The sequence below is a fragment of the Streptomyces sp. NPDC001832 genome (assembly GCF_040297265.1).
Classification (GTDB): Bacteria; Actinomycetota; Actinomycetes; order Streptomycetales; family Streptomycetaceae; genus Streptomyces.
Genome location: NZ_JBEOYU010000002.1, coordinates 1 through 19,752 on the forward strand (window position 1 = coordinate 1; position 19,752 = coordinate 19,752).

Annotated in this window: 19 protein-coding genes, 1 tRNA gene, 1 other RNA gene and 1 pseudogene; 9 read left to right on the plus strand and 13 right to left on the minus strand. The window is 70.3% G+C overall.

Going from position 1 to position 19,752, the window contains the following annotated elements:
- Positions 1–145 precede the first annotated feature (145 nt).
- Positions 146–2,341 (minus strand): DNA polymerase III subunit gamma and tau, encoded by a 2,196-nt coding sequence (locus tag ABT115_RS02195; RefSeq protein WP_351783091.1) that lies wholly within the window; start codon positions 2,339–2,341, stop codon positions 146–148.
- Positions 2,342–2,413: 72 nt separating this feature from the next.
- Positions 2,414–2,510, minus strand: an RNA gene (ffs, locus tag ABT115_RS02200) — signal recognition particle sRNA small type.
- Positions 2,511–2,663: 153 nt separating this feature from the next.
- Between ffs and ABT115_RS02205 the strand changes: the two genes are divergently transcribed.
- A tRNA-Ser gene (locus ABT115_RS02205) sits at positions 2,664–2,748 on the plus strand.
- A 208-nt stretch (positions 2,749–2,956) separates the two neighbouring features.
- Positions 2,957–3,120 (plus strand): annotated as a pseudogene (locus ABT115_RS02210) (transposase); the annotation flags it as partial.
- Positions 3,121–3,234: 114 nt separating this feature from the next.
- On the opposite strand, the gene ABT115_RS02215 reads toward ABT115_RS02210, so the two are convergent.
- The gene (locus ABT115_RS02215) at positions 3,235–4,182 is read right to left on the minus strand and encodes an FAD-dependent oxidoreductase (protein WP_351783094.1); all 948 of its coding nucleotides are present in this window, start codon (positions 4,180–4,182) and stop codon (positions 3,235–3,237) included.
- A 395-nt stretch (positions 4,183–4,577) separates the two neighbouring features.
- Between ABT115_RS02215 and ABT115_RS02220 the strand changes: the two genes are divergently transcribed.
- Positions 4,578–4,844, plus strand: coding sequence for a hypothetical protein (locus ABT115_RS02220; protein WP_351783097.1), 267 nt, complete (start codon positions 4,578–4,580; stop codon positions 4,842–4,844).
- A 51-nt stretch (positions 4,845–4,895) separates the two neighbouring features.
- Here the strand turns inward: ABT115_RS02220 and ABT115_RS02225 are convergent, their stop codons facing one another.
- Positions 4,896–5,279, minus strand: a complete 384-nt coding sequence (locus ABT115_RS02225) for a hypothetical protein (RefSeq protein WP_351783100.1) — start codon at positions 5,277–5,279, stop codon at positions 4,896–4,898.
- Positions 5,280–5,342: 63 nt separating this feature from the next.
- A complete protein-coding gene (locus tag ABT115_RS02230; protein WP_351783103.1) occupies positions 5,343–6,062 on the minus strand; it encodes a TNT domain-containing protein in 720 nt (239 codons plus the stop codon).
- Positions 6,063–6,509: 447 nt separating this feature from the next.
- On the opposite strand from ABT115_RS02230, the gene ABT115_RS02235 reads away from it, so the two are divergent.
- The 6 genes from ABT115_RS02235 (at position 6,510) to ABT115_RS02260 (ending at position 12,110) form a co-directional block, all read left to right on the plus strand.
- On the plus strand, positions 6,510–6,725 hold the full coding sequence (locus ABT115_RS02235; protein WP_351783106.1) for a type II toxin-antitoxin system VapB family antitoxin: 216 nt from the start codon (positions 6,510–6,512) through the stop codon (positions 6,723–6,725).
- Positions 6,722–7,144: a PIN domain nuclease gene (locus tag ABT115_RS02240; RefSeq protein ID WP_351783108.1), complete on the plus strand. Its 423-nt coding sequence runs from the start codon at positions 6,722–6,724 to the stop codon at positions 7,142–7,144. The genes ABT115_RS02235 and ABT115_RS02240 overlap by 4 nt, the downstream gene beginning before the upstream one ends.
- A 23-nt stretch (positions 7,145–7,167) precedes the next feature.
- Positions 7,168–7,392: a hypothetical protein gene (locus tag ABT115_RS02245; protein WP_351783110.1), complete on the plus strand. Its 225-nt coding sequence runs from the start codon at positions 7,168–7,170 to the stop codon at positions 7,390–7,392.
- A 48-nt stretch (positions 7,393–7,440) separates the two neighbouring features.
- The gene (locus tag ABT115_RS02250) at positions 7,441–8,460 is read left to right on the plus strand and encodes a proline racemase family protein (protein ID WP_351783113.1); all 1,020 of its coding nucleotides are present in this window, start codon (positions 7,441–7,443) and stop codon (positions 8,458–8,460) included.
- A 457-nt stretch (positions 8,461–8,917) separates the two neighbouring features.
- A complete protein-coding gene (locus ABT115_RS02255; RefSeq protein ID WP_351783116.1) occupies positions 8,918–10,612 on the plus strand; it encodes a PucR family transcriptional regulator in 1,695 nt (564 codons plus the stop codon).
- A gap of 130 nt (positions 10,613–10,742) precedes the next feature.
- Entirely contained in the window at positions 10,743–12,110 is a 1,368-nt protein-coding gene (locus tag ABT115_RS02260; RefSeq protein ID WP_351783587.1) for a type III PLP-dependent enzyme domain-containing protein, read from the plus strand.
- A 40-nt stretch (positions 12,111–12,150) separates the two neighbouring features.
- On the opposite strand, the gene ABT115_RS02265 is transcribed toward ABT115_RS02260, so the two are convergent.
- From ABT115_RS02265 to ABT115_RS02300, 8 genes are all read right to left on the minus strand, one after another.
- Positions 12,151–12,681, minus strand: coding sequence for a discoidin domain-containing protein (locus tag ABT115_RS02265; RefSeq protein WP_351783119.1), 531 nt, complete (start codon positions 12,679–12,681; stop codon positions 12,151–12,153).
- Positions 12,682–13,253: 572 nt separating this feature from the next.
- A complete protein-coding gene (locus ABT115_RS02270; RefSeq protein WP_351783122.1) occupies positions 13,254–13,787 on the minus strand; it encodes a phage tail protein in 534 nt (177 codons plus the stop codon).
- A gap of 5 nt (positions 13,788–13,792) precedes the next feature.
- Positions 13,793–15,751 (minus strand): putative baseplate assembly protein, encoded by a 1,959-nt coding sequence (locus ABT115_RS02275; protein WP_351783125.1) that lies wholly within the window; start codon positions 15,749–15,751, stop codon positions 13,793–13,795.
- Entirely contained in the window at positions 15,748–16,161 is a 414-nt protein-coding gene (locus tag ABT115_RS02280; RefSeq protein WP_351783128.1) for a GPW/gp25 family protein, read from the minus strand. The genes ABT115_RS02275 and ABT115_RS02280 overlap by 4 nt, the downstream gene beginning before the upstream one ends.
- A 6-nt stretch (positions 16,162–16,167) precedes the next feature.
- Entirely contained in the window at positions 16,168–16,461 is a 294-nt protein-coding gene (locus tag ABT115_RS02285) for a PAAR domain-containing protein (protein WP_114245645.1), read from the minus strand.
- Positions 16,462–16,506: 45 nt separating this feature from the next.
- On the minus strand, positions 16,507–18,489 hold the full coding sequence (locus tag ABT115_RS02290) for a VgrG-related protein (RefSeq protein ID WP_351783131.1): 1,983 nt from the start codon (positions 18,487–18,489) through the stop codon (positions 16,507–16,509).
- A complete protein-coding gene (locus ABT115_RS02295; RefSeq protein ID WP_351783134.1) occupies positions 18,489–19,289 on the minus strand; it encodes a CIS tube protein in 801 nt (266 codons plus the stop codon). Before ABT115_RS02295 ends, ABT115_RS02290 begins: the two co-directional genes overlap by 1 nt.
- A gap of 5 nt (positions 19,290–19,294) precedes the next feature.
- Entirely contained in the window at positions 19,295–19,732 is a 438-nt protein-coding gene (locus tag ABT115_RS02300; protein ID WP_093549687.1) for a phage tail protein, read from the minus strand.
- Positions 19,733–19,752 lie beyond the last annotated feature (20 nt).

Genomic DNA, 19,752 nt, shown 5'->3' on the forward strand with positions numbered 1-19,752 from the left:
GCCGGACTGGCCGTGTCAGCCCGTGGAGCGCTGGTAAGACCGGGACTCGTCCCGGCACCGCGCAGCGAAGCGGGAACCCACCCGACACCACAGCCCTCAATGGCACGGTAGACGGGAATCGCCGTCCCTCAGGGCGGCGAGGATGTCAATCGTTGGGGAACTCCTCGACCACAGTGGCACCCAGCTCGCGAACGATCAGGTCGTGCCCGGAGAGCGCCGAGTCGACGAGATCCGGGTCGTCCGCCTCCGGGGTGTCGTCCTCGGGAGCGACCGACCGCAGGGGTTCGGGCGCGGAGTACGGCTGAGGCGCGGGCTCCGCGGCGGGTGCGGCGCTCGGCTGCTGGTACGGGGCGGGGGCGGGTCGGGGTTCGTAACTCTGCTGGGGCGCGGGGGCTGGACGCTGCGGCGCGGGCGGTACGGCGGAGGGGCGGCCACCACCGGTCTGCGGGGGAGCGCCCGCACCGCCCGACGGGTCGACGACCGCCTCGATCTTCCACTGTGCGTTGAACCGCTCGGCGAGGGCCTGCTTCAGCACATCCTCGCTGCCGCTGCTCGCGAAGTTGTCGCGCGCGCCCGCGTTCAGGAAGCCGATCTGCAGGGTGGTGCCGTCGAAGCCGGTGACCTGGGCGTTCTGACTGAGCAGGATCCAGGTGAACCGGCGACGGTTCTTCACGGCCTCCAGGATGTCCGGCCACATGTTCCGTACCTGGCCGGCGCCCTGTGCCATTCCCGGGCTCGGTTCGGCGGCGGGCACCGGTGCCGGGGGCGCGGCCTGGGCCGGGGCGGTGGCCGGGGCTGCCTGCGGGACCGGTGACTGGCCGGGGGCGGAAGCGGTCGGCCAGCCACCGGGACGGCGGCCCGATTCCGGCGCGGCCGCGGTGGGCCAGGCACCGGGGCGCTGGCCGCCCGCGGGAGCCGTGGCCGGGGCATGGGCCGGCGGCTGCGGAGCCACGGGAGCAGCGGGTGCCACGGGCTGCGCGGGTGCCGGGGGCGCTGCGGCAGGTGCGGGCGGTGCGGGCGGTGCCACGGGGGCGGGCGCCTCTCCCCGTACCGCCGCACGCGCGGCAGCGGGTCCGGCGCCGGGATGCACGGCGGCCGGGGCAACGGCGACGGGGGCATGGGTCAGAGCCTCCGGCCCCGGTACGTACCCCATGGCGGGCCCCGTACCGGCGGTCGCGAAGGACGCGCCGCGCTCCAGCCGGTCGAGCCGGGCCTGCAGCGAACGCTCATCGTCGAAGGCCGCGGGCAGCAGCACCCGGGCGCAGATCAGCTCGACCTGGAGGCGCGGCGAGGTCGCCCCGCGCATCTCCGTCAGCCCCTCGTTGACCAGGTCGGCGGCGCGGCTCAGCTCGGCGGCACCGAAGACGGACGCCTGGGCCTGCATCCGCTCGACGACATCGGCGGGGGCGTCGATCAGGCCCTTCTCAGCGGCGTCCGGCACGGCGGCCAGAATCACCAGGTCCCGCAGCCGCTCCAACAGGTCGGCGACAAAGCGGCGCGGGTCGTTGCCCCCCTCGATCACCCGGTCCACAACCTCGAAGGCCGCGGCCCCGTCGCCCGCCGCGAAGGCGTCCACGATCGAGTCGAGCAGCGAGCCGTCCGTATAACCGAGCAGCGAGGTCGCCATGGCGTATGTCACACCGTCGTCGCCCGCGCCGGCCAGCAGCTGGTCCATCACCGACATCGAGTCACGCACTGACCCGGCCCCGGCCCGCACGACGAGCGGCAGCACGCCGTCCTCGACGGGGCTGTTCTCCTTGCCGCAGACCTCGGCGAGATATGCGCGCAGCGTCCCCGGCGGCACGAGACGGAACGGGTAGTGGTGTGTACGCGACCGAATGGTGCCGATGACCTTCTCGGGCTCGGTGGTCGCGAAGATGAACTTGAGGTGCTCCGGCGGCTCCTCGACCACCTTCAGCAGGGCGTTGAACCCCGCCGATGTGACCATGTGCGCCTCGTCGATGATGTAGATCTTGTAACGACTCGACGCGGGCCCGAAGAACGCCTTCTCCCGCAGATCACGGGCGTCGTCAACGCCACCGTGCGATGCGGCGTCGATCTCGATGACATCGATCGATCCCGGCCCGTTGCGCGCGAGGTCCCGGCAGGACTGGCACTCCCCGCACGGCGTGGGCGTCGGCCCCTGCTCGCAGTTCAGGCAGCGGGCGAGGATGCGCGCGCTGGTCGTCTTGCCGCAGCCGCGCGGACCACTGAACAGGTACGCGTGATTGACCCGGTTGTTCCGCAGGGCCTGCTGCAGCGGGTCAGTGACATGCTCCTGCCCGATGACCTCGGCGAACGACTCGGGGCGATAGCGGCGGTACAGCGCAAGGGACGACACACATACGAGGTTATCCGGGCGGACCGACAACCGGCCCCGGACCGGCGAAGCGCCGCCCCGCACCCCCGGAAACACAAGGGCCCCCCACGCACCCGCCAGAGCCGACCTACCCTTGCTGCCTTCCGGCCCTGGGGGAGTTCAGTCAGATAGCGCCACGTGAGGGGCTGAAGCCCACCTTAGCCGATCCCCACCCCTGCCAGTCCACTGCCCCACCATTCACAACCACTCCGGACGAGCCGGAGGGGAGCCGGAGGGGAGCCGGAGGGGAGCCGGAGGGGAACGGGTTCGCGAGCACTCCTCAACGTCTTGTATTGTTTGCCGCGGAGGATTCGCCTAGTGGCCTAGGGCGCACGCTTGGAAAGCGTGTTGGGGGCAACCCCTCACGAGTTCGAATCTCGTATCCTCCGCACCCGCCTGAACAGGCGAAACGAAGGGTCCCGCTGAAGTTTCAGTGGGACCCTTCGTCGTTCCGTGGTCTCATTTTTGGTCTCAGTTGCGCCCCCTTCCGCGAAGCCACCCGGCAGGCCAGCGGCGCGCTCCACGGCGACCACGCGCTCCCACACCTGGCCGTGTTCGCTGAGCCCAACCTCGCCGAGGCCCTGCTGCCCCCGCCCCGCCCTGGAGGGCGAGATCACCGATCACCTCGGGTACGAGAAGCACGACACCGAGGGCCGTAACAGCGGCAACAGCAGGAACGGAACCCGAGCGGAGACCGTGTCACCGACGTCGGCCCGGTCGAGGTGAAGGTTCCCCGGGACGTGGCCGGCACGTTCGAGCCGACCGCAAGCGGTGGACCATGCGCTGGAAGGCGCCCTTGAACGCTTTCCAGGTCGCCTTCGAGGGTCGCCTGACCCCCACCGACCACTGACCAACTCAACAACCAAGATCAGCCGTTAAATTGACACACCCTCGGCGAGCAGTTCCCTGGTTGCGTAGTAGGCGTGTAGCGCAGCCTCGCTACCGGACCCTGAGGCGGTCATGATCCGTTGGAAGCGGGCGAAGCGGAGGTCGCCGGCCACGATGACGCGGGGGTGCTGGTCGGTTGGCGGGCAGTATCCGTCCGCGCCACGGACCAGGTCGCCGGACGGGGCGGTGGGCGCGTTCCCGATGCTGAGATAGGCGGCGTCTGCCGTGACCGTCTGCTGTTCGCCGTTCCGACCCAGCACTTCCGCTGACACCGGGGAGTCCTCCCCACAGCTCAGCGTCAGGTGCTCGACGGGGAGGAGGACAACTCGGGAATCTTCGCGGATCTCCTCGATCTTGTACGCGTCAGCCGCCGGGTACGCCACGAACAGGCGGGTGTCTGTAGTCGGGTTGGCGCGCAGGAAGGTGCCGATCGGGCGGTCGCCGCCGAGGACGAGGAGATCGCGGCCCTCGGCGGCGTCTGCCTCGGCTTGCCAGAGCGGAGGCAGGGTGAGGCCGTCGGGGGCGGTGATCCATGCAATGTCGCGTGGCTGGAGGGGGCCGACGCCGGTGGCGACGATGGCGTACCGAGCCGTGAGCCGGGCGCTGGTGTCGACCGTGACGGTCACGTGGTCCTTGTCGGCGTGGAGTTCGGTGACGTGTCGGCCGAGTTCGAGGCGGCACAGCTCCGTGCTCTTCAGTTCCGCGACGATGGAGTCGGCCAGTTCGGGGCCGCTGGCGTAGCCGCCGAGCACGTTGTTCAGGGCCGGGATCCGGTAGAGGTTGCGGCACAGCCGATCCGGCTCGACCAGAATCGAGCGCATGCCGACGCTGGCGGCCATGCGGGCGGCGGCGCAGCCAGCCGGGCCGCCGCCGATGATGATCAAGTCCGCGTCGTGGATGGTGGGTGAACCGGTGCGGGGCGGTGTGTCGACCATGGGGCTATTCCAGCACTGCGGCCCCGGCGTACGCAGTGCGCTGTCCTACCACATGTTCGCTGGAGACAAGTTGGCCAGTTCCGATCAGTCAGCGGGCGACGACGAGCCCGGCGCCGTGAACGTCGGGGCCGGCGTCGCTGGCGCAGGCATCGGGTGGCGATCCAGGGGGCGTAGCCGTGCTCGAAGGCATCGGTGGCGGACTTCAGAACACAGCTCTCGGTGGTGATTCCGCTGCCGCAGCTGGCAGACCTCGTCATCTGGACGTCGCACCTCATGGGCAAGGCGTGGCTTGCCGACGCATGCACACAGCCGAGATCCACAGTAGTAGGAGTACGTTTTATGGAGGCGTACTTCTATCTCTGGAGCCCAAGGCCCATACCGGCCACGAGGTCGACGTGGCGGTCATCGGAATCGCAGATGGCAGCAAGCCACCACTGCTGGCCATCGGAGAGGCCAAGTGGAACGACACCATGGGCGCCGCCCACATCGAACGTCTCCGGCACATCCGCGATCTGATCACTCTGGCAGGCCGCTACGACGCCACCAGTGCCCGGCTCGTCTGCTTCAGCGGAGCCGGCTTCAATGACAAGGCACGCGCCATTGCCGAGGCCGACCCCGGCGTCCGGCTGGTCGACCTGGCAGCCCTCTACGGCCAGGTCTGACCCATGCCATCGCCCGTCCCGTTGCCGACGCGCCCCTTGGGTCGGCACCGCTCAGTGGCCACCGGTCGATGGGTCGTCGCGGGTCCCGCGCCGGCTCTCCGCGAGCGCCTGTTCGAGCTGCTCCTGTGCTCGCCGTTCGATGCCCTCACTGTCGTGCAGCAGCTCGTCCATCTCCGTCGCTGTGAGCCGGGCAGGCGGTGAACTCTCGTCGGTGAGGCGTTCGTAGAGCCATGCACAGGCCCGGCTTTCGTCGGCGAAGGTCTCCAGCACCTCGCGTCTGCCACGCTCGTGGACTCCCACGATCCACTCGCCCTCGCGCTGAGCCAGGTAGTAGCCCTCAAGCGGGGGGTGGTCGCCCGGGCAGCCGGGGATCTCGTAGTGGGCATCGGGGACTCCGGCTGCCCGCAGCGCCTCGCACAGCTGCTTACGGTCCACGGAACCAGTCTCCCATCCGGGGCGATCTGTACGAGGCGTGCGCCAGCCGTCGCAGCCGGGAAGCTACGAGGTCGCGAGCCGCACCAGGGTCCCGTTGCGCACCAGGTCCAGCACGGAGGTGCGCGGAATGTTCGGGCAGTACGAGCTTGACGTCACGTACTGGACACCCAGGCCGGGCTGCTCGAACGCCGGGGCGATCGGCCCCGCGCACACCGTGACGTCCCTGGTCACCCGGTACAGGTAGTAGTTGTACGAGTGGCGCGGATCGGCGGTGTTGAGGCTGGACGGCGGGATGCTCCGCTTCCCGTACTTGGTGCCGGCGGGTGCCAGGTAGCGGCCTGCCTCATTGCCGAAGCGGTCGACCTTCTGGCCCGCGTGGAGCACGAGTTCGGCGGCGACCGGCTGTCCCTGGGAGTCCTTCGCGTAACCGTCGGCGTCCGGGTAGCGCCAGTCGCCCTGGCCGGTGTCGGCGGCCGGGTCCCACCACCGGTTCAGGAACTGGGTCGCGGTGAGGCGGCCGAGGCGCTGGTAGCCGTCGAGGGTGTTCGCCACCAGCCCACGGGTCGGCAGCTTCTTGGGGCCGAGCCGCCAGTCGTCGCAGAAGTAGCTTGAGCGCAGGGCGTACGGAATGGGGTCCGGTACCAGGCCCCGGCAGACGTATGGCCGACTGTCATCGGCGGCCGTTGCGACCGGTGCCGCCTGGGTGGCCGGAGCGCCGAGAAACAGCGAGCCCAACAGGGCAGCCGCGGCGGCAAGCCCGGCACACCGTCGTGGTGATGTCACTACAACTCCTGGTGATCGTGTCTGGGGACGCCGTCACCGTGCGGAGTGGCACGGGAACAGGGGCCGTGCGGACCAGCCCCGGAAGGACGCATGACGACGTACGGAAGATCACCCAACCCACAGCGGGGAGTGAGAGGGAGTGACGGCGCGGGTGATGCGCCCGAATGAGTGCGCGCCGCGCCCCAATGGGTGATGACCGCGCGCGTGTGTACGGATGGGACCGGGCTGCCGCGGCAGGGCTCATCGCAACCTGCTCGATCACCGTCGGCGGCGCCGAAGGCCGTCCCCGCGCACCGGCCGACGTTCCCGTTGCGGGCCCTGACCGCCCTGCGGGTGCGGCCTCTCGTTCACCCCTGGCCGCCGTCGCACGAGCAGAACGCGCCCAAGAACCGCGGCATCTGCCGCGATATACTTAATGCCACAGTTGATATCTCAGAAGGTGTCCGGATGAGCCGAACTGTGATCGACCTCGACGACGAACTGCTGGCTGCCGTGGCTCAGGCGCTGGGGACCAGCACCAAGAAGGAGACGGTCAATACCGCTCTGCGCGAGGTGCTCGAGAACCGCCGACGGGCCCTCGCTCTCACTCGGCTGCGTGCGGCAGCGGACGACGGGGGCTTCGACCTGGACCTGTTCACGGACAAGAGGGACTACCGGCGATGAGCGCGGCCCAGTTCCTGATCGACACCAGCGCGCTCGCCCGATTCCTGCGTGGCGATGCCGAACAGTACGGATGGGACCAGGCCGCCACGGCGGGGCTCATCGCAAGCTGCCCGATCACCGAGCTGGAGTTCTTCTACAGCGCCCGCTCCGCCGCAGACCGTACACGCGGCATTGACGACATGCGGCTGCTGTTCGGCTGGGTGCCCGTCGATGACCGAGCGTACGACCGCGCCTGGCAGGTTCAGGGGCTGCTCACCCAGCGCGGTCAGCACCGCAGGGCGGGAGCTGTGGACTTCGTCGTTGCCGCCACTGCAGAACTCCAGGGCCTGACCCTCCTGCACCGCGACCACGACTTCGAATGCATCGCCGCAGTCACCGGTCAAGCTATGCAGTGGTACGGCCCGGAGGCCGGCAATTGAACGAGCGCCCGGGAAGCACCGCCATGGCTTTCGACGGCTTCGCCGCCTCCCAAGGGTCCCGCTCTGTGCGTCTGTCGGGTGCGGCGGTGTGCGTCGCGAGGCGCCCAGGTCGCATCCTCTTCATGCTGAGCACGGCCCTGCTCGTGGCTATGACCAGCAGTTACGTGTTCTTCAAGGATTCCGGGCCGCTGCCGGCCGATGGCTTTCCGGAGGAGAACAAGAAGCGGGGTGAACGCGTGTCATTCTGACCCACCCCAGCCGATGGACCACATGACACACCAGCCGCGAAGGACCTCATGACTATCCATCAGGTATCCACCACCGACTACCACACCGGCGGTGAACCATTCCGTATCGTCCCCGAGCCGCCGGTCACCATCGAAGGGGCCAACGTCGCCGAGCGCCGCATGTTCGCCATCAGCGACCCCGAGGTGGACAACCTGCGCAAGCTGCTGTGCTTCGAGCCCCGCGGGCACGCGGACATGTACGGCGGGTTCATTACCCCGCCCGACGACGAGGACGCCCACTTCGGGGTGCTGTTCTGGCACAAGGACGGCTTCTCGACCGCTTGCGGCCACGGCTCCATCGCACTCGCTGTCTGGGCCGTGCAGACCGGCCGCGTCGCCCGCGATCCCTCCGGAATCACCATGGTCGTCGTGGACGTCCCCTCAGGCCGGGTCAGCATGCGCGTGCACTCGGCTGACGAGCGGATCATCGGCGTCGACTTCGTCAACGTCCCCAGCTACCGGCTCGGCGAAAGCGTCACCGTCGAGACCTCGCGCGGGGACGTCCTCGTCGACATCGGCTACGGCGGTGCCATCTACGCGCACCTGAACGCCTCCGACGTGGGCCTGGCCGTCACGCCCGAGCACTACTCCGGCCTCATCGCGATCGGACGCGAGGTGAAATGGGCGCTGAACGGGACCGAGCACGCCCGCCACCCCGTCGACGACCGCCTCAGCGGCATCTACGGCACCATCCTGTACGACGACCTCGGCACCGACGAGGACGGCAACCCGCACCAGCGCAACGTCACGGTCTTCGCCGACGGCCAGGTCGACCGCTCCCCGTGCGGCTCCGGCACCTGCTCACGGGTCGCCGTGCTCGCGACGACCGGTCACCTCAAGCAGGGCCAGAGACTCGTCCACGACTCGATCGTCGGCACCCGATTCCACGCCCGGTTCGTCGAGGAACTGACCGTCCACGGCTACCCCGCCGTCGTTCCGGAGGTCACGGGGACGGCGTACCGGACCGGTGAGCACCGCTTCGAGATCGATCCCGCAGACGGCCTCGGCACCGGGTTCGTGCTCCGGTGACCGGCCTGCCGGCTGACTGAAAATAAGGCCGGATCGATCACCTTGCGTCCCGGACGAAGATGCCGATGACACGCAGTTGGGCCCCACCGCTCGCGGTGGGGCCCAACTGCATTCCGTTCGTGGGTGCAGACATGCAGTCCCCGGTAGTCCTTCTTGGTTCCATGAGCTTTCAGCCGTCGCTGAAAGTTCTGGGACCGAGAGGATCCGCCGGGGGCCTGGCCAGAGCCAACGAGTGGGTCACTCGGATCGGCGAACGTCTTCACCGACTGGTGCGGCTCGCTCTGGTTTTCTGGTGTATTGAAGATTGTCCTCCCTATTTCTCACAGGTCAAGGGTTTTCATCCCATTCCGGAAAAAAATCCAGGTGCCGATGCGCAGGGCCTCCGGTCAGCCGTGGCCGGACGGGCCCGGCTGGCCGACGGGGACGAATCGGAGTACAAGCGGGCCATGATGGGCGGATGCCGACGCATGAACCGGACCGGCGCGACACCGGGCCCTCGCTGGAGCAGATCCTCGGGCTGATCGCCCCCGGAATGCTCGAAGTCGTCGCAGCACCGCGCGGTACCGGCGTGCCGGTGGCCGATGTGGTGCTGCACGATTCCGGTGAGGAACGGGACGACGATGCCTGGACTGCGTCCGGGCTGATCCTGCTCGCCGTCGGTGTGGAGGTCGCCTCGCCCGAGGCGGTCGACGTGCTGCGCGAAGCCGACCGGGCGGGAGCGGCGGCCGTGGTCATGCGGCGGGGCAGTCGCGGGCCGCGGGCGGCACTGGTGGAGGCGGCCGGTCAGGGGCGTACGGCGTTGCTGACCCGGCAGCCGGGGCAGGGTTGGACGGAGGTGCTCGGTCGGTTGCGGACCGCTCTGGTGCACAGCTCCCCGGTCTGTTCCGGCATCGAATCGGCCGACCCCGACGGGGTGGGCGGCCTGCGGCTCGGCGACCTGTCGGGGCTGGCCAATACGGTGGCCTACCTGGTCGGCGGTGCCATCACGATCGAGGATCCGCAGTCGCGAGTGCTGGCGTACTCGCGGATGGACCACGAACCCGATCCGATGCGCCGGCTGACGATCCTCGGGCAGGAGGTCCCCCGCTGGCGGGTCGACGAACTGCGCGAGAGCGGCTTCTTCCAAGCACTGTGGAGCACCGACGACGTGGTGCGTCGACCCGCCGACGGCCGGTCCGCCGAGCGGCTGGCCATCGCCGTGCGCCACGGGTCCGAGGTGCTCGGGTCCATCTGGGCCGCCGCCGACGGCCGACCGCTCGCCGAGAGCGCGGCGGAGGCGCTGCGTACGGCAGCCCGGGCCGCCGTACCGCATCTGTCCCACCATCGGACGTGGGGCCGCGCGGCGGCCAGGGCGCGGGAGGGGGCGGTGCATGCGGTCCTGGACGGGGCCGCGCACGCGTCGCAGGCCGCGCACGATGCCGGGATCGCGGAAGACCGGCCGTACGCGGTGATGGTCGCGGAGGCGTACGTCAGCAGGTGGTTCGGCAGCACGGCCCCGGGCGCCGCCGAGCAGCGGGTGCTGGATGTGCTCGCCTTGCAGGCCGCAGCGTACCGGCCGGAGTGCGTGACCGCGCGGTCCGGGCGGCGGCTGTACGTCCTGGTCCCTGCGGCGGACGGTGAGGCCGGGCCGGCGCGCACCCTGCTGGCGACGGCTTGCTCGGTGCCGCGCAGTGTGGTGTTCGCGGGCGTCGGGCCCGTGACGACGGACCTGTCGGGGCTGCCCGCGTCGCGGGAGGCCGCGGAGCTGGTGGTGCGGGTGCTCCGGGAGCGGGCTGCGCGGCTGCCGGTCGCAGAGGTGGTGTCGGCGGTGGCGTCGTTCGGCGAGGTGGTCGCCGACACGTCGGTGCTCCGGGTGCTCGATGGGGTCGAGCCGTTGTGGAAGTCGCTGTCGGGGCCCGTGCACACGATGGTGGAGCACGACCGCGCACACGGTTCGGAGTACGGCGAGTCGGTCGCCGCCTACCTCGACGCGTTCGGCGATACGGGCACGGCCGCACAGCGCCTGAATGTGCACCCCAACACCTTGCGGTACCGGCTTCGCCGGGCCCGGGACCTGTTCGGCGTCGATCTGGCCGACCCGGCCGTGCGGCTACTGGCGGACATCGGGCTGCGGATCGCGGCTCGCAGAGTGCACGGGTCGAGCAGCCGTTGATCGTCGAGCTGTCGGGTGCGACAAAGGAGTCGGGCAGGCGTCGTCGTGTCGGTCGAAGACGCGTCCTGCCCTCCGCGTCGAAGCTGTCCCTACAGCCGACGTGACAGATGGAGGGGTTGTTGTGGTTCACATGACTTCCGGCTCGGCAGATTCGGCAGAACGCTCGGCAGCCAAGCAGCGCGGCACCCGGCGTGCGGCGGCGCTGGCGCGAGCCGTCGAGGACGGGCTGCTCGGTCCGCACTCCCCCGTGGTCGGCCTCTTGGATGTAGACGGTGTGCTCGCCGCCGTCGACGCACTGAACGAGGCGTTCCAGGGGCCCGCCCCGGTACGGCACACGTTCGCGGCCAAGGCATGCGGCCTGGTGCCCGTGCTGCGGCTGCTCTCCGAGGCCGGGATGGGCTGCGAGGTGGCCTCGCCCGGTGAGCTGGAACAGGCGCTGGCAGCCGGGTTCACGTACGACCGGCTGGTCTTCGACAGTCCCGCGAAGACGGTCGAAGAGCTGGAGTTCGCCCTCACCCATGGCATCGCGATCAACCTGGACAACTTCCAGGAGATGGCCCGCGTCGACCGTCTGCTGGCCGGACGACCGGCCGCCGGGCCGATCGGGCTGCGGGTGAATCCTCAGGTGGGGGCGGGTGCCATCGATGCGATGAGCACCGCGACAGCGACCTCGAAGTTCGGCGTCGCGCTGCGCGATCCGGGGGCGGTCGACTCGGTGATCGACGCCTTCGCGCGCCGGCCGTGGCTCAACCGCCTGCACGCACACGTCGGTTCCCAGGGCTGCCCGCTGCCGCTCATCGCCCAGGGCATCCGCGTCGCGTACGAACTGGCCGAGCGCATCAACGCACAGCTGGGCCGCGACCAGATCACCGGGCTCGACATCGGCGGCGGCCTGCCCGTCAACTTCGACAGTGAGGACGACCGTCCGACGTACGCCGACCATGTTGCCGAACTCCGTGGCTCCGTACCCGGGCTCTTCGACGGGCGCTACACCCTGATCACGGAGTTCGGCCGCTCCCTGCTGGCCAAGAGCGGAACGGTCGCAACGGTCGTCGAATACACCAAGTCGGCCGGGGGGCGGCAGATCGCGGTCACGCACGCGGGGGCCCAGGTCGCCACCCGTACGGTGTTCATGCCCGGTGCCTGGCCACTGCGCGTCGGGGTGTTCGACGCCGCGGGCCGCCCCAAGCAGGGCCCGACCGAGATCGTCGACATCGCGGGCCCGTGCTGTTTCGCGGGGGACCTGACCGCGACCGGGCGCGCGCTCCCGGTTATCGAGCCCGGCGACGTGGTGGCGCTCCACGACACCGGGGCGTACTACTTCTCGTCGCACTTCTCGTACAACTCGCTGCCGAGGCCGGCCGTGTACGGCTACCGGACGGGTGCCGACGGGCGGGTGCACTTCGCGCTCGTACGCGAGGCGCAGAGCGTGCGCGAGGTCGTCGAGGAGAGCGGCCTCGCGCACGCGGGGGCACTGGTGGCACTGCGCGCGACCTGAGCCTCGCGAGCTGCGGCCCCGTCTGCGGCTCCTTTCCGGGTCAGGGCCTTCGGCCGAAGAACTCGACCTCGGCAACGGCAAGTCGACGGCCGGGGCCCGCACCATAGGTGGTGTCGGTCGTGAGGCGGACCCGGACGATCTCCGAACCGCGCAGGTCGAAGGTCTGCTGACCGGGCTGGTCCTTGACCCTGATCTCCTTGCTGACCCGGCTTCCGTCGGCGGAGGTGAGCAGTACGGTGATCCTGGCCGGGCGGGCCTGGGTGAGGAACTCGTCCTTCTTGGCCGACGTACCGGAGAAGACGACCAGCTTCAGTACCCGTACCGGCTGCTCGAAGTCGCACTCCAGGTACTGGCCCACACCGGTGTCGGAACCTGCGGCCGAGGGCGCCCAGTAACGGTTGTTGAAACCGTCGAATGCCACACTCGCCGGGTGGCCCGGAGCCGTGCTGGAGGCTCGGAACCGGGTGGGCGGCACCGCCTCCGGCGTCCCGGTCTCGTCCTTGGCGAAGCCGAACCAGCCCGGCACATGCGGAAGCGCGAACCAGACGCCGCACACCACCAGGATCAGCACGATCGGAAGCGCCAGGCCGGGGCCGCGCCACAGCCGGCGCCGCGGCCGGGTACCGGCGGTGGGCGCCTGACGCGGTCTCCTTCGGAGGATCCGACGCCACCAGGGGGGCTGGACCTCGGGCGGCGGACCCGGGTCCAGGAGCAGGGCGCAGCGGATGCACAGGGTGCGGTCCGGGGCGTTCTCCGTGTGGCAGTTGGGGCAGCGAAGTGGTGGGGCGGCAGGTGGACCCAGGGGTGTGTCCGGGGGGCCCGGCGGTACGTCGGGCAGCGCCTCGGGCCCCGGCACCGACTCGTCCGGCTCGTCACCGGGGCGGCGTGGGGCGGCCGCAGCGACAGGCGGCTGCGGTTGTGGGGACGGCTGCGGTTGTGGGGACGGCTCAGGCGGTGACGCGGGAGGCGGTGGTGGGGACGGCTGAGGCCTCGGCGGCGGCTGTGCGGGAACAGGAGAAGCAGGAGAAGCAGAGGGAGCGGGAGAACCACCAGCCCCCGGCGTCCCCTCCCACTCCAGGAACGCCCGGCACGAGGTACAGAACTGTGTCCCCCGTGCGTTGCTCTGCCCGCACGCCTCACAGATCACGAAACCTCCAGGTCAAAGCCCACATGCGCCGGTATCTCCGTACGGATCAGCTCCTCCAGCCGCACCCGGTCGACCTGGTACGGCTGCGAGGCCCGGACCCGGACCGTCACCCACGGCCGCGGGCCGCCCGGGAACTGTGTGTGCGGCGTCGACGACCACGCCGTGCCGCCGCTCTCGACGATCTCGGGCTCGATCCCGGTCTCCAGGAACAACGCCTCCGCGAGACCGCGCCGGGTACCGCGCCTGCTGTGCCGCTCGACCGCGCCCCGTACCGCCGCGCGCCGCTGCTCTACCGGTTGGTCCGCACGGGGGTCGACGGCCACCCACTGGGCCAGCCAGGAGAGGAAGTCCTCGGGCGCGCTGCGGGGGTCGAGGTGGGCGGGCAGATTGTCGATGGAGAGCAGGACCGGGGCGAGTACGTCGTCGAGCGCCGCGAGGAACCGTTGCAGGAAGTCCTGCTCGAGATAGACCGCAGGAAGCTGCTCGATCAGCGGGTGCGGTGTCGGCAGGCCGGTCACGGCTGTACGCATGGCGGTCAGGCCTCCTGTACCCGGAGCTGGTGCTCGTAGCTGAAGACCAGTGCGTGCCGGTCCAGTGCGATCTTGGTGGTGGGTTCGCCGCGCTGCCCGGTCACGGGGTCCGCGGGGAAGAGTCGTACGTCCTCGACCAGATCCACCCCCGGTACCTGTTGCAGTACGGCGAACGCCTCACCCGACTGGATCGGCCGGCCGAACGGCCAGCCCTCGCCGCCTGGTCCGCCACTCAGCGGGTTGAAGTAGCTGTAAAGGGCCTCCAGGGCCTCCTCGCGTACCCGTTCCAGCACGACACCCCTGCGGGCCTGGACCGAGGCGACCACGGTGACCCCCTGGTAGTAGGGCGGTTCGACCACCAACCGGGCGCCGATGGGCCGCCGTTCGTCCAGATGCCCCGCGATCAGGGCGAGGGTGTGCTGCGGCGGGATGAGTTCGTTGAACCGGATCCGGCCCTGCTCGTCGCTGCGTCCGGCCGGTACCACGAGCAGCCGCACCCCGCCCGCCTCGACGTCCGAGTCCCCGCCGGCCGGGATGCACTGCACCCGGGATGCGTCGGGTGCGACCTCGCGGGCCAGCAGTTCGTAGTCGTGCGGTACGACGGCCCGGTGCAGAGTCCGCAGCGTCATCGGCCCGCGTACCCGTGCGCTGTCCACCGTCTCACCGTCGACTCCGCCAAGGGCCGGCCGCCGGTTCTCCACCCGGGCCACGTACGGGATGGCGCTGCGCAGCACCCGGAGCGTGGAGCGGGCGACATTGCCGCGCAGCCCGCCGCCGGTGCGGTACGCGCGCACGCGTACGGTGGCGCCCTTCGGCGGGACCGCGCCGTAGTAGCGGATGGAGCCGTCCCGTTCCCGTACTGCCGGACCGAATTCGACCCGCCCCGAGTTGGGGTCGAGTGTGATGTGCCGGTCGTCGGGTCCGGAGTGCGCGAAGTCGTCGACGCGGGTCCACTCCGTGCCCTGCGGACCACCCGCGGGGTCGGCGACCTCGACGACGAAGTCGCCGGGCACGACGGGCGGGCGGCTCACCATGAAGGTCTGTCCCGGTACGCCCTCGGCCGGTCCGAGCACCTCGTCCGTCACGGTCTCGGCATGGACCGCCCCGACGGTCGCACCGATCGTGAACGCCGTGATCCGGCGCACCACCGGAGACGCCATATAGGTGGGCTGCCCGGGGGTGGCCTCCACCAGGCGGCACCGCAGCCAGCCGCCGGTCCGGCGCACGACGACGGCCGGAGTGTGTCCCTCCGGAAGGTGCAGGATCAGCTCTCCGGACCGGTTGAAGCCGCCGGTGTCGTCCTTCTCGACCTCGCAGACCGTCCAGGCGCTGCCGTCCCAGGCCTCCCAGAGCAGTGGCGGTCGCAGCGGGTCCACGCCGACCCCCTCGACCGCGCAGTCCAGCCGCAGCACGACGACTCCCGACGGAACGGCGGCCGACAGGCCCACATAGAGGGCGTCGCCGGGCGCGGGCGTGGTGTCGAAGCAGGAGACGGCCCGGCCGAGCGTGAGTTCCTCGGTACGGTCGACGGCGTCGCCGGATGTCGGCCAGGTGGCGAGGTGGGCGAACTCGCACGGCACGATGGACAGTTCGCGGCCGGTCGTGAACACGACGGCTTCCTCGGTCTCCGTACGGACGGTTGCCACCTCCGTACCGGCCCTCACCCGTACCGGTTCGGGCTGCGGTGCGGAGAGCCTGAACGTCACATCGGTATGGGCGGCCGTGGGCGGGTGGAGCCGGACGCCGATCAGGTCGAGGAAGGTCAGATAGCTCTTCTCCGGCACCCGGTTCACCCGGTAGACGAGTTGGTCGACCATGGTCGCGAAGGCTTCGATGAGGGTCACGCCGGGGTCCGACACATTGTGGTCGGTCCACTCGGGGCAGCGCTGCTGGACGAGCCGTTTCGCCTCGTCGACCAGGCCCTGGAAGCGACGGTCGTCCAGATGCGGACTGGGCAGCGTCACGCGCCGTCCCCCTCCTCGTGCTGCGGGATCACATAGAACGGAAAGACCAGGTTCCGGGGGTCGTTGGCGCCCCGGACGGTGTAGCCGATGTCGATGTACAGGACCCCGTGGTCGACCTCGTCGAACCGGACGACGACCTCGGTGACCTCGATCCGGGGCTCCCACCGGTCCAGCGCGAGACGTACCTCGTACGCCAGCTGCCCGGCCGTGCCCGCGTCCGCCGGGGCGAAGACGTAGTCGTTGATCGCGCAGCCGAACTCCGGGCGCATGGGCCGCTCGCCCGGTGACGTCGCCAGGATCAGCCGGATCGACTCCTCCAGCTCGTGCTCGCCGCGCACCAGGGCGATGGAGCCGGTGGCGTCCGTACGCGGTGGGAAGGCCCAGCCCGCACCGATGAACTGCTGCCCCATGGATGCTCAGCCTCCGATCAGCACCGTGGGGCAGCCGGACACGACGGGTGAGCCGCAGGCGGCCAGGTCCCCGACGCGTGCGGCGGGCTGCCCGCCGATCAGCACCGTGGCGCTGCCGGGCGGCGCGATCGCAGACGGCGGGTGGACTGCGGGCGGGGGCATCGCGCACAGGTGCGGGGTGCCGACCGTGGCGGCGGGGAGGCCGCCGATGAGCACGGACGGGACACCGGGCGGCCCGACCGTGCCGGGGTGTCCGGTGGGGTCGCCGACCCGTGCGGCTGCCGCCGCGGCTGCTGACATGGAAGTCCGTTCCTCTCGCTCAGCCCGCTCGGCGCTCGGGCGCCGTCAATTGATCCTCACCAGGGGTGCGTTGATGGCCAGGGAGCTGCCGCCCTTGATGTCCGTCCGCTGTGTTCCGTTGACGGCGACCTGGGCACCTTGGACGTCCACCGTGCCGCCGGTGGAGAGCTTGACCTCGCCGTTTCCGCCGTCGACCCGCACTCCGCTGCGGGATGTCAACGTGACGCTGTCGCCGCTCAGTTCGAGCGTTCCCTGTCCGCCGTCCAGCGTGACGCCGCTTGCCGCCTTGATGGACACCTGCTGCTTGGCCTCGATGTTCACGCTGCCGTCGCTGTTGATCACGATCACGGTGCCCCTGCGGTCGAGATCGATCTTCAGCTTGCCGTCGCCCGTGAGGAGGCGTACGCCCTGCGGTCCGCCCGCGCCGTCCAGGAGTTCCAGCTGGTTTCCGCTCTTGGAGGCGATCGAACGCCGGTTGACCGCCCCGGTGGTCGGGTCTACCAGCCCTGGGGCGGGGGGTGCGGCGGGCGCCGCGCCGGTGGACGGGCCGGCTCCGGCGGGCGGCGCGGAGACACCCGCCCCGGAAGCACCACCAGCGCCCCCGCCCGACCCGCCGCCGCTGCCCTGCGACGGCCGGTCCTTCCCGTTGTACAGACAGGCGAGGACGTACGGACGGTCCAGATGCCCGTGCTCGAATCCCACCAGGACCTCGTCCCCGACCTCGGGGATGAACGCCTCGCCGCCGCTCGTCCCGCCCGACTGCGCCGTGCGCGCCCAGTCGCTCGCGTACTCGTCCGACAGCCATGGAAACCGCACCTTGACCCGGCCCGAGCTCTCCGGATCATGGGTGTCCGTGACCGTTCCGCTGACCAGCCCCACGCAGCGCGACCCGCCACCGGACGCTGCTCCGGACCCGCCCGGACCCGGACCTCCGCCGGTCAGCCCGAACAGCGAACGCTCCTGTTGCCCGGAGACCGTGAGCCATGTCTCGTAGCCGCGGACCGGGTCGAAGACATGCCGCGACGACGTGACCGTGTACCGCCCCTCGAAAGGCGCCCCCACCGCGTTGAGCGCCACCGCACTGCCCGCCCGCACCTCCGGGTTCCCCCGGATCACCGCCTCCAACTCCGCGAACGATCCGGCGATCCGCTCCGCCAGCGCCTTCGCCGCCTGGTCCACCTGTGCCTGCGCCCCGTACGCCGTGTCCGTGACCACGAAACGCGCCTCGCCGAAGGGCGCGGACACCTCGGCCGCGCTCACCCCCAGCTCCAGCGTCGCCGACTTCCCCGCAGGCGCCCGCCCGACGAGCGGCTGCTTGGTCTTGATGTCCCAGCCGCGCACCTCGACCTCGGAGACCTGCTCCGCACAGGACACCCCGGCCCGGCAGCGCAGCAGGTTGCTGCCCATCTCCAGGACCAGCGGATTCCGGTCGGCGCGCGCCGAACCGTCGGGAGCGCCGCTCGCCTCCGCGGGTCTGGTGATGTGCAGCTGCCCGTCGAGTACGTACGCCTGGGCGCCCGCCTCCTCCGCGAGATCGCGCACGAACTCCCAGTCCGTGACATTGGGCTGGGCGATGTGTTCGAGTACAGGGCCGGTCACGTCCACCGTCCCCGGCTTCAGCCCGGCGCGCTGGGCCACCTGGGCGCAGATGTCGGCGAGCGTCATGTTCTGGTAACTGGCCACCCGACGGCCCCGGAACAGCCGGTGCGACTCGTCGAGCCCGCGTACGACGGTGAAGGTGCCGGTCTCGTCGAGCTCCACCTCCAGGGCGGTGACCACCCCCTTCAGCAGCGGCTTCAAGGCCGTGTCCCCACCCGCGCGGGCCAGCAGCCGGGCCTCGCTGCCGATCTTCAGTCCGGTCTGCTCCAGCAGTACCCGGTCCGGATCGCGGAAGCGCAGGAGGAACAGGTCAGGGAGCGTCCGGCTGTCGTCGACGTACCCCTCGACCAGTGTGTTCACGAACTTGGGCGGCAGCGGGCGGCCGCCGAACTCCACCACCAGCGCCGTTGCGACGCCCGGCTGTGCCATCAGGGCCGCCCCCCGTCCCGTTCCTCTTCGAGCCGGTTCAGCTCGTCGAGCGCGGGGAGCAGCAGCTGCTGTCCAGGGGCCAGCCGCATCGGGTCGTCTATCCCGTTCGCCTCCGCGATCACCCGCCAGGCCGCCGGATCGCCGTACTCCCGCTGAGCGAGCGACGGCAGCGAGTCCCCGGCGTCCAGCCGGTGCACCCGGCGGGCCGCGAGGGCACCCGAGGTCGGGTTCTGCCCCGGGGTGTCACCACTGATCTCCTCCATCGTGACCTGGCAGACGGCCCGGATCGGCACGCCCGAAGTGGTGAACAGGGTGTACTTCGCCTGCACTTGACTGACATAGCCGGGGAACCCGGTCAGCCCGCCCCAGTGGAAGACCACCCACGGCGGCGACGAACGCTGCTGCTGACGGGTCTCGCTCGTCGGCACACAGCACGCGAAGAGCTGCTCCACCGAGGTCACAACCCGGGTGTCCTGGGTGTCGCTGGCGTCGAAGAACATCTCCACGGTGAGCTTGCTGGGCTGCGATCCCTGATATTCCGGTGGACCCGAGCTCTTGGCGCCCTTGGCCGGACTCCGCTTCCAGGAGGCGGCCTTGGTGAGGCTCAGCTCCTTGGGGTTGAACTGGAAGTCGATCCGTCCGCACGGACCACCGGGCGTGAGGCCACCGCCGGTCGGCGGCGTCCGCAGTTCCAGATAGGCGTGCTCCAGCTTGGGCCGGGCCGAGCCTCCCTTGCCCACCTTCGCCGCCGCCCCGGACGTACCGGCGGCACTGAACGCGATGGGACCTGCGCCACTCACGACTCTCAGCCCTCCATCACATAGCCGTGATGGGCGATCTCGATCGTCTCCATCGCGACCTTGGGCGATTCCGGGGTGAAGGAGGGGCCGGTCCATCGGACGGGCACGACCTCCAGCAGCCCCCACTGGGCCACCTTCTGCCCGTCCCCGGTACGCGCCTCGATGTGTGCCGTCTTGCGGCTGAACCCGGTCGTCATGGTGGCGAACCAGCGGGCCACCTTCTCGGTCTCCTTGGTCAGCGGCCTGGACAGCTTCACGTTCGAGTACTTCAGGCGGGTCGGAAGCTGCCACAGATGCCCGTTGTTGCCGCCCTCCTCGCGTGTTTCGAGCACCACTTCACAGCCCAGCCCGTCACATGTGTTGAACGACCCGAGCTCGATGTCGTCGATCGTGACGACGAAGCAGACGCTGACGGCGGGGTCGTTGTCCTGGGCGGTGGCCATGGCACGTACCTCTCAATTCC

Coding starts and splice junctions, on each gene's coding strand:
- ABT115_RS02240 (WP_351783108.1), top strand. CDS start 6,722: ATGAGCGCGGCCCAGTTCCTGATCGACACCAGCGCGCTCGCCCGATTC.
- ABT115_RS02285 (WP_114245645.1), bottom strand. CDS start 16,461: ATGTCAGCAGCCGCGGCGGCAGCCGCACGGGTCGGCGACCCCACCGGA.
- ABT115_RS02280 (WP_351783128.1), bottom strand. CDS start 16,161: ATGGGGCAGCAGTTCATCGGTGCGGGCTGGGCCTTCCCACCGCGTACG.
- ABT115_RS02245 (WP_351783110.1), top strand. CDS start 7,168: ATGGCTTTCGACGGCTTCGCCGCCTCCCAAGGGTCCCGCTCTGTGCGT.
- ABT115_RS02260 (WP_351783587.1), top strand. CDS start 10,743: ATGACTTCCGGCTCGGCAGATTCGGCAGAACGCTCGGCAGCCAAGCAG.
- ABT115_RS02250 (WP_351783113.1), top strand. CDS start 7,441: ATGACTATCCATCAGGTATCCACCACCGACTACCACACCGGCGGTGAA.
- ABT115_RS02215 (WP_351783094.1), bottom strand. CDS start 4,182: ATGGTCGACACACCGCCCCGCACCGGTTCACCCACCATCCACGACGCG.
- ABT115_RS02270 (WP_351783122.1), bottom strand. CDS start 13,787: ATGCGTACAGCCGTGACCGGCCTGCCGACACCGCACCCGCTGATCGAG.
- ABT115_RS02235 (WP_351783106.1), top strand. CDS start 6,510: ATGAGCCGAACTGTGATCGACCTCGACGACGAACTGCTGGCTGCCGTG.
- ABT115_RS02255 (WP_351783116.1), top strand. CDS start 8,918: ATGCCGACGCATGAACCGGACCGGCGCGACACCGGGCCCTCGCTGGAG.
- ABT115_RS02300 (WP_093549687.1), bottom strand. CDS start 19,732: ATGGCCACCGCCCAGGACAACGACCCCGCCGTCAGCGTCTGCTTCGTC.
- ABT115_RS02290 (WP_351783131.1), bottom strand. CDS start 18,489: ATGGCACAGCCGGGCGTCGCAACGGCGCTGGTGGTGGAGTTCGGCGGC.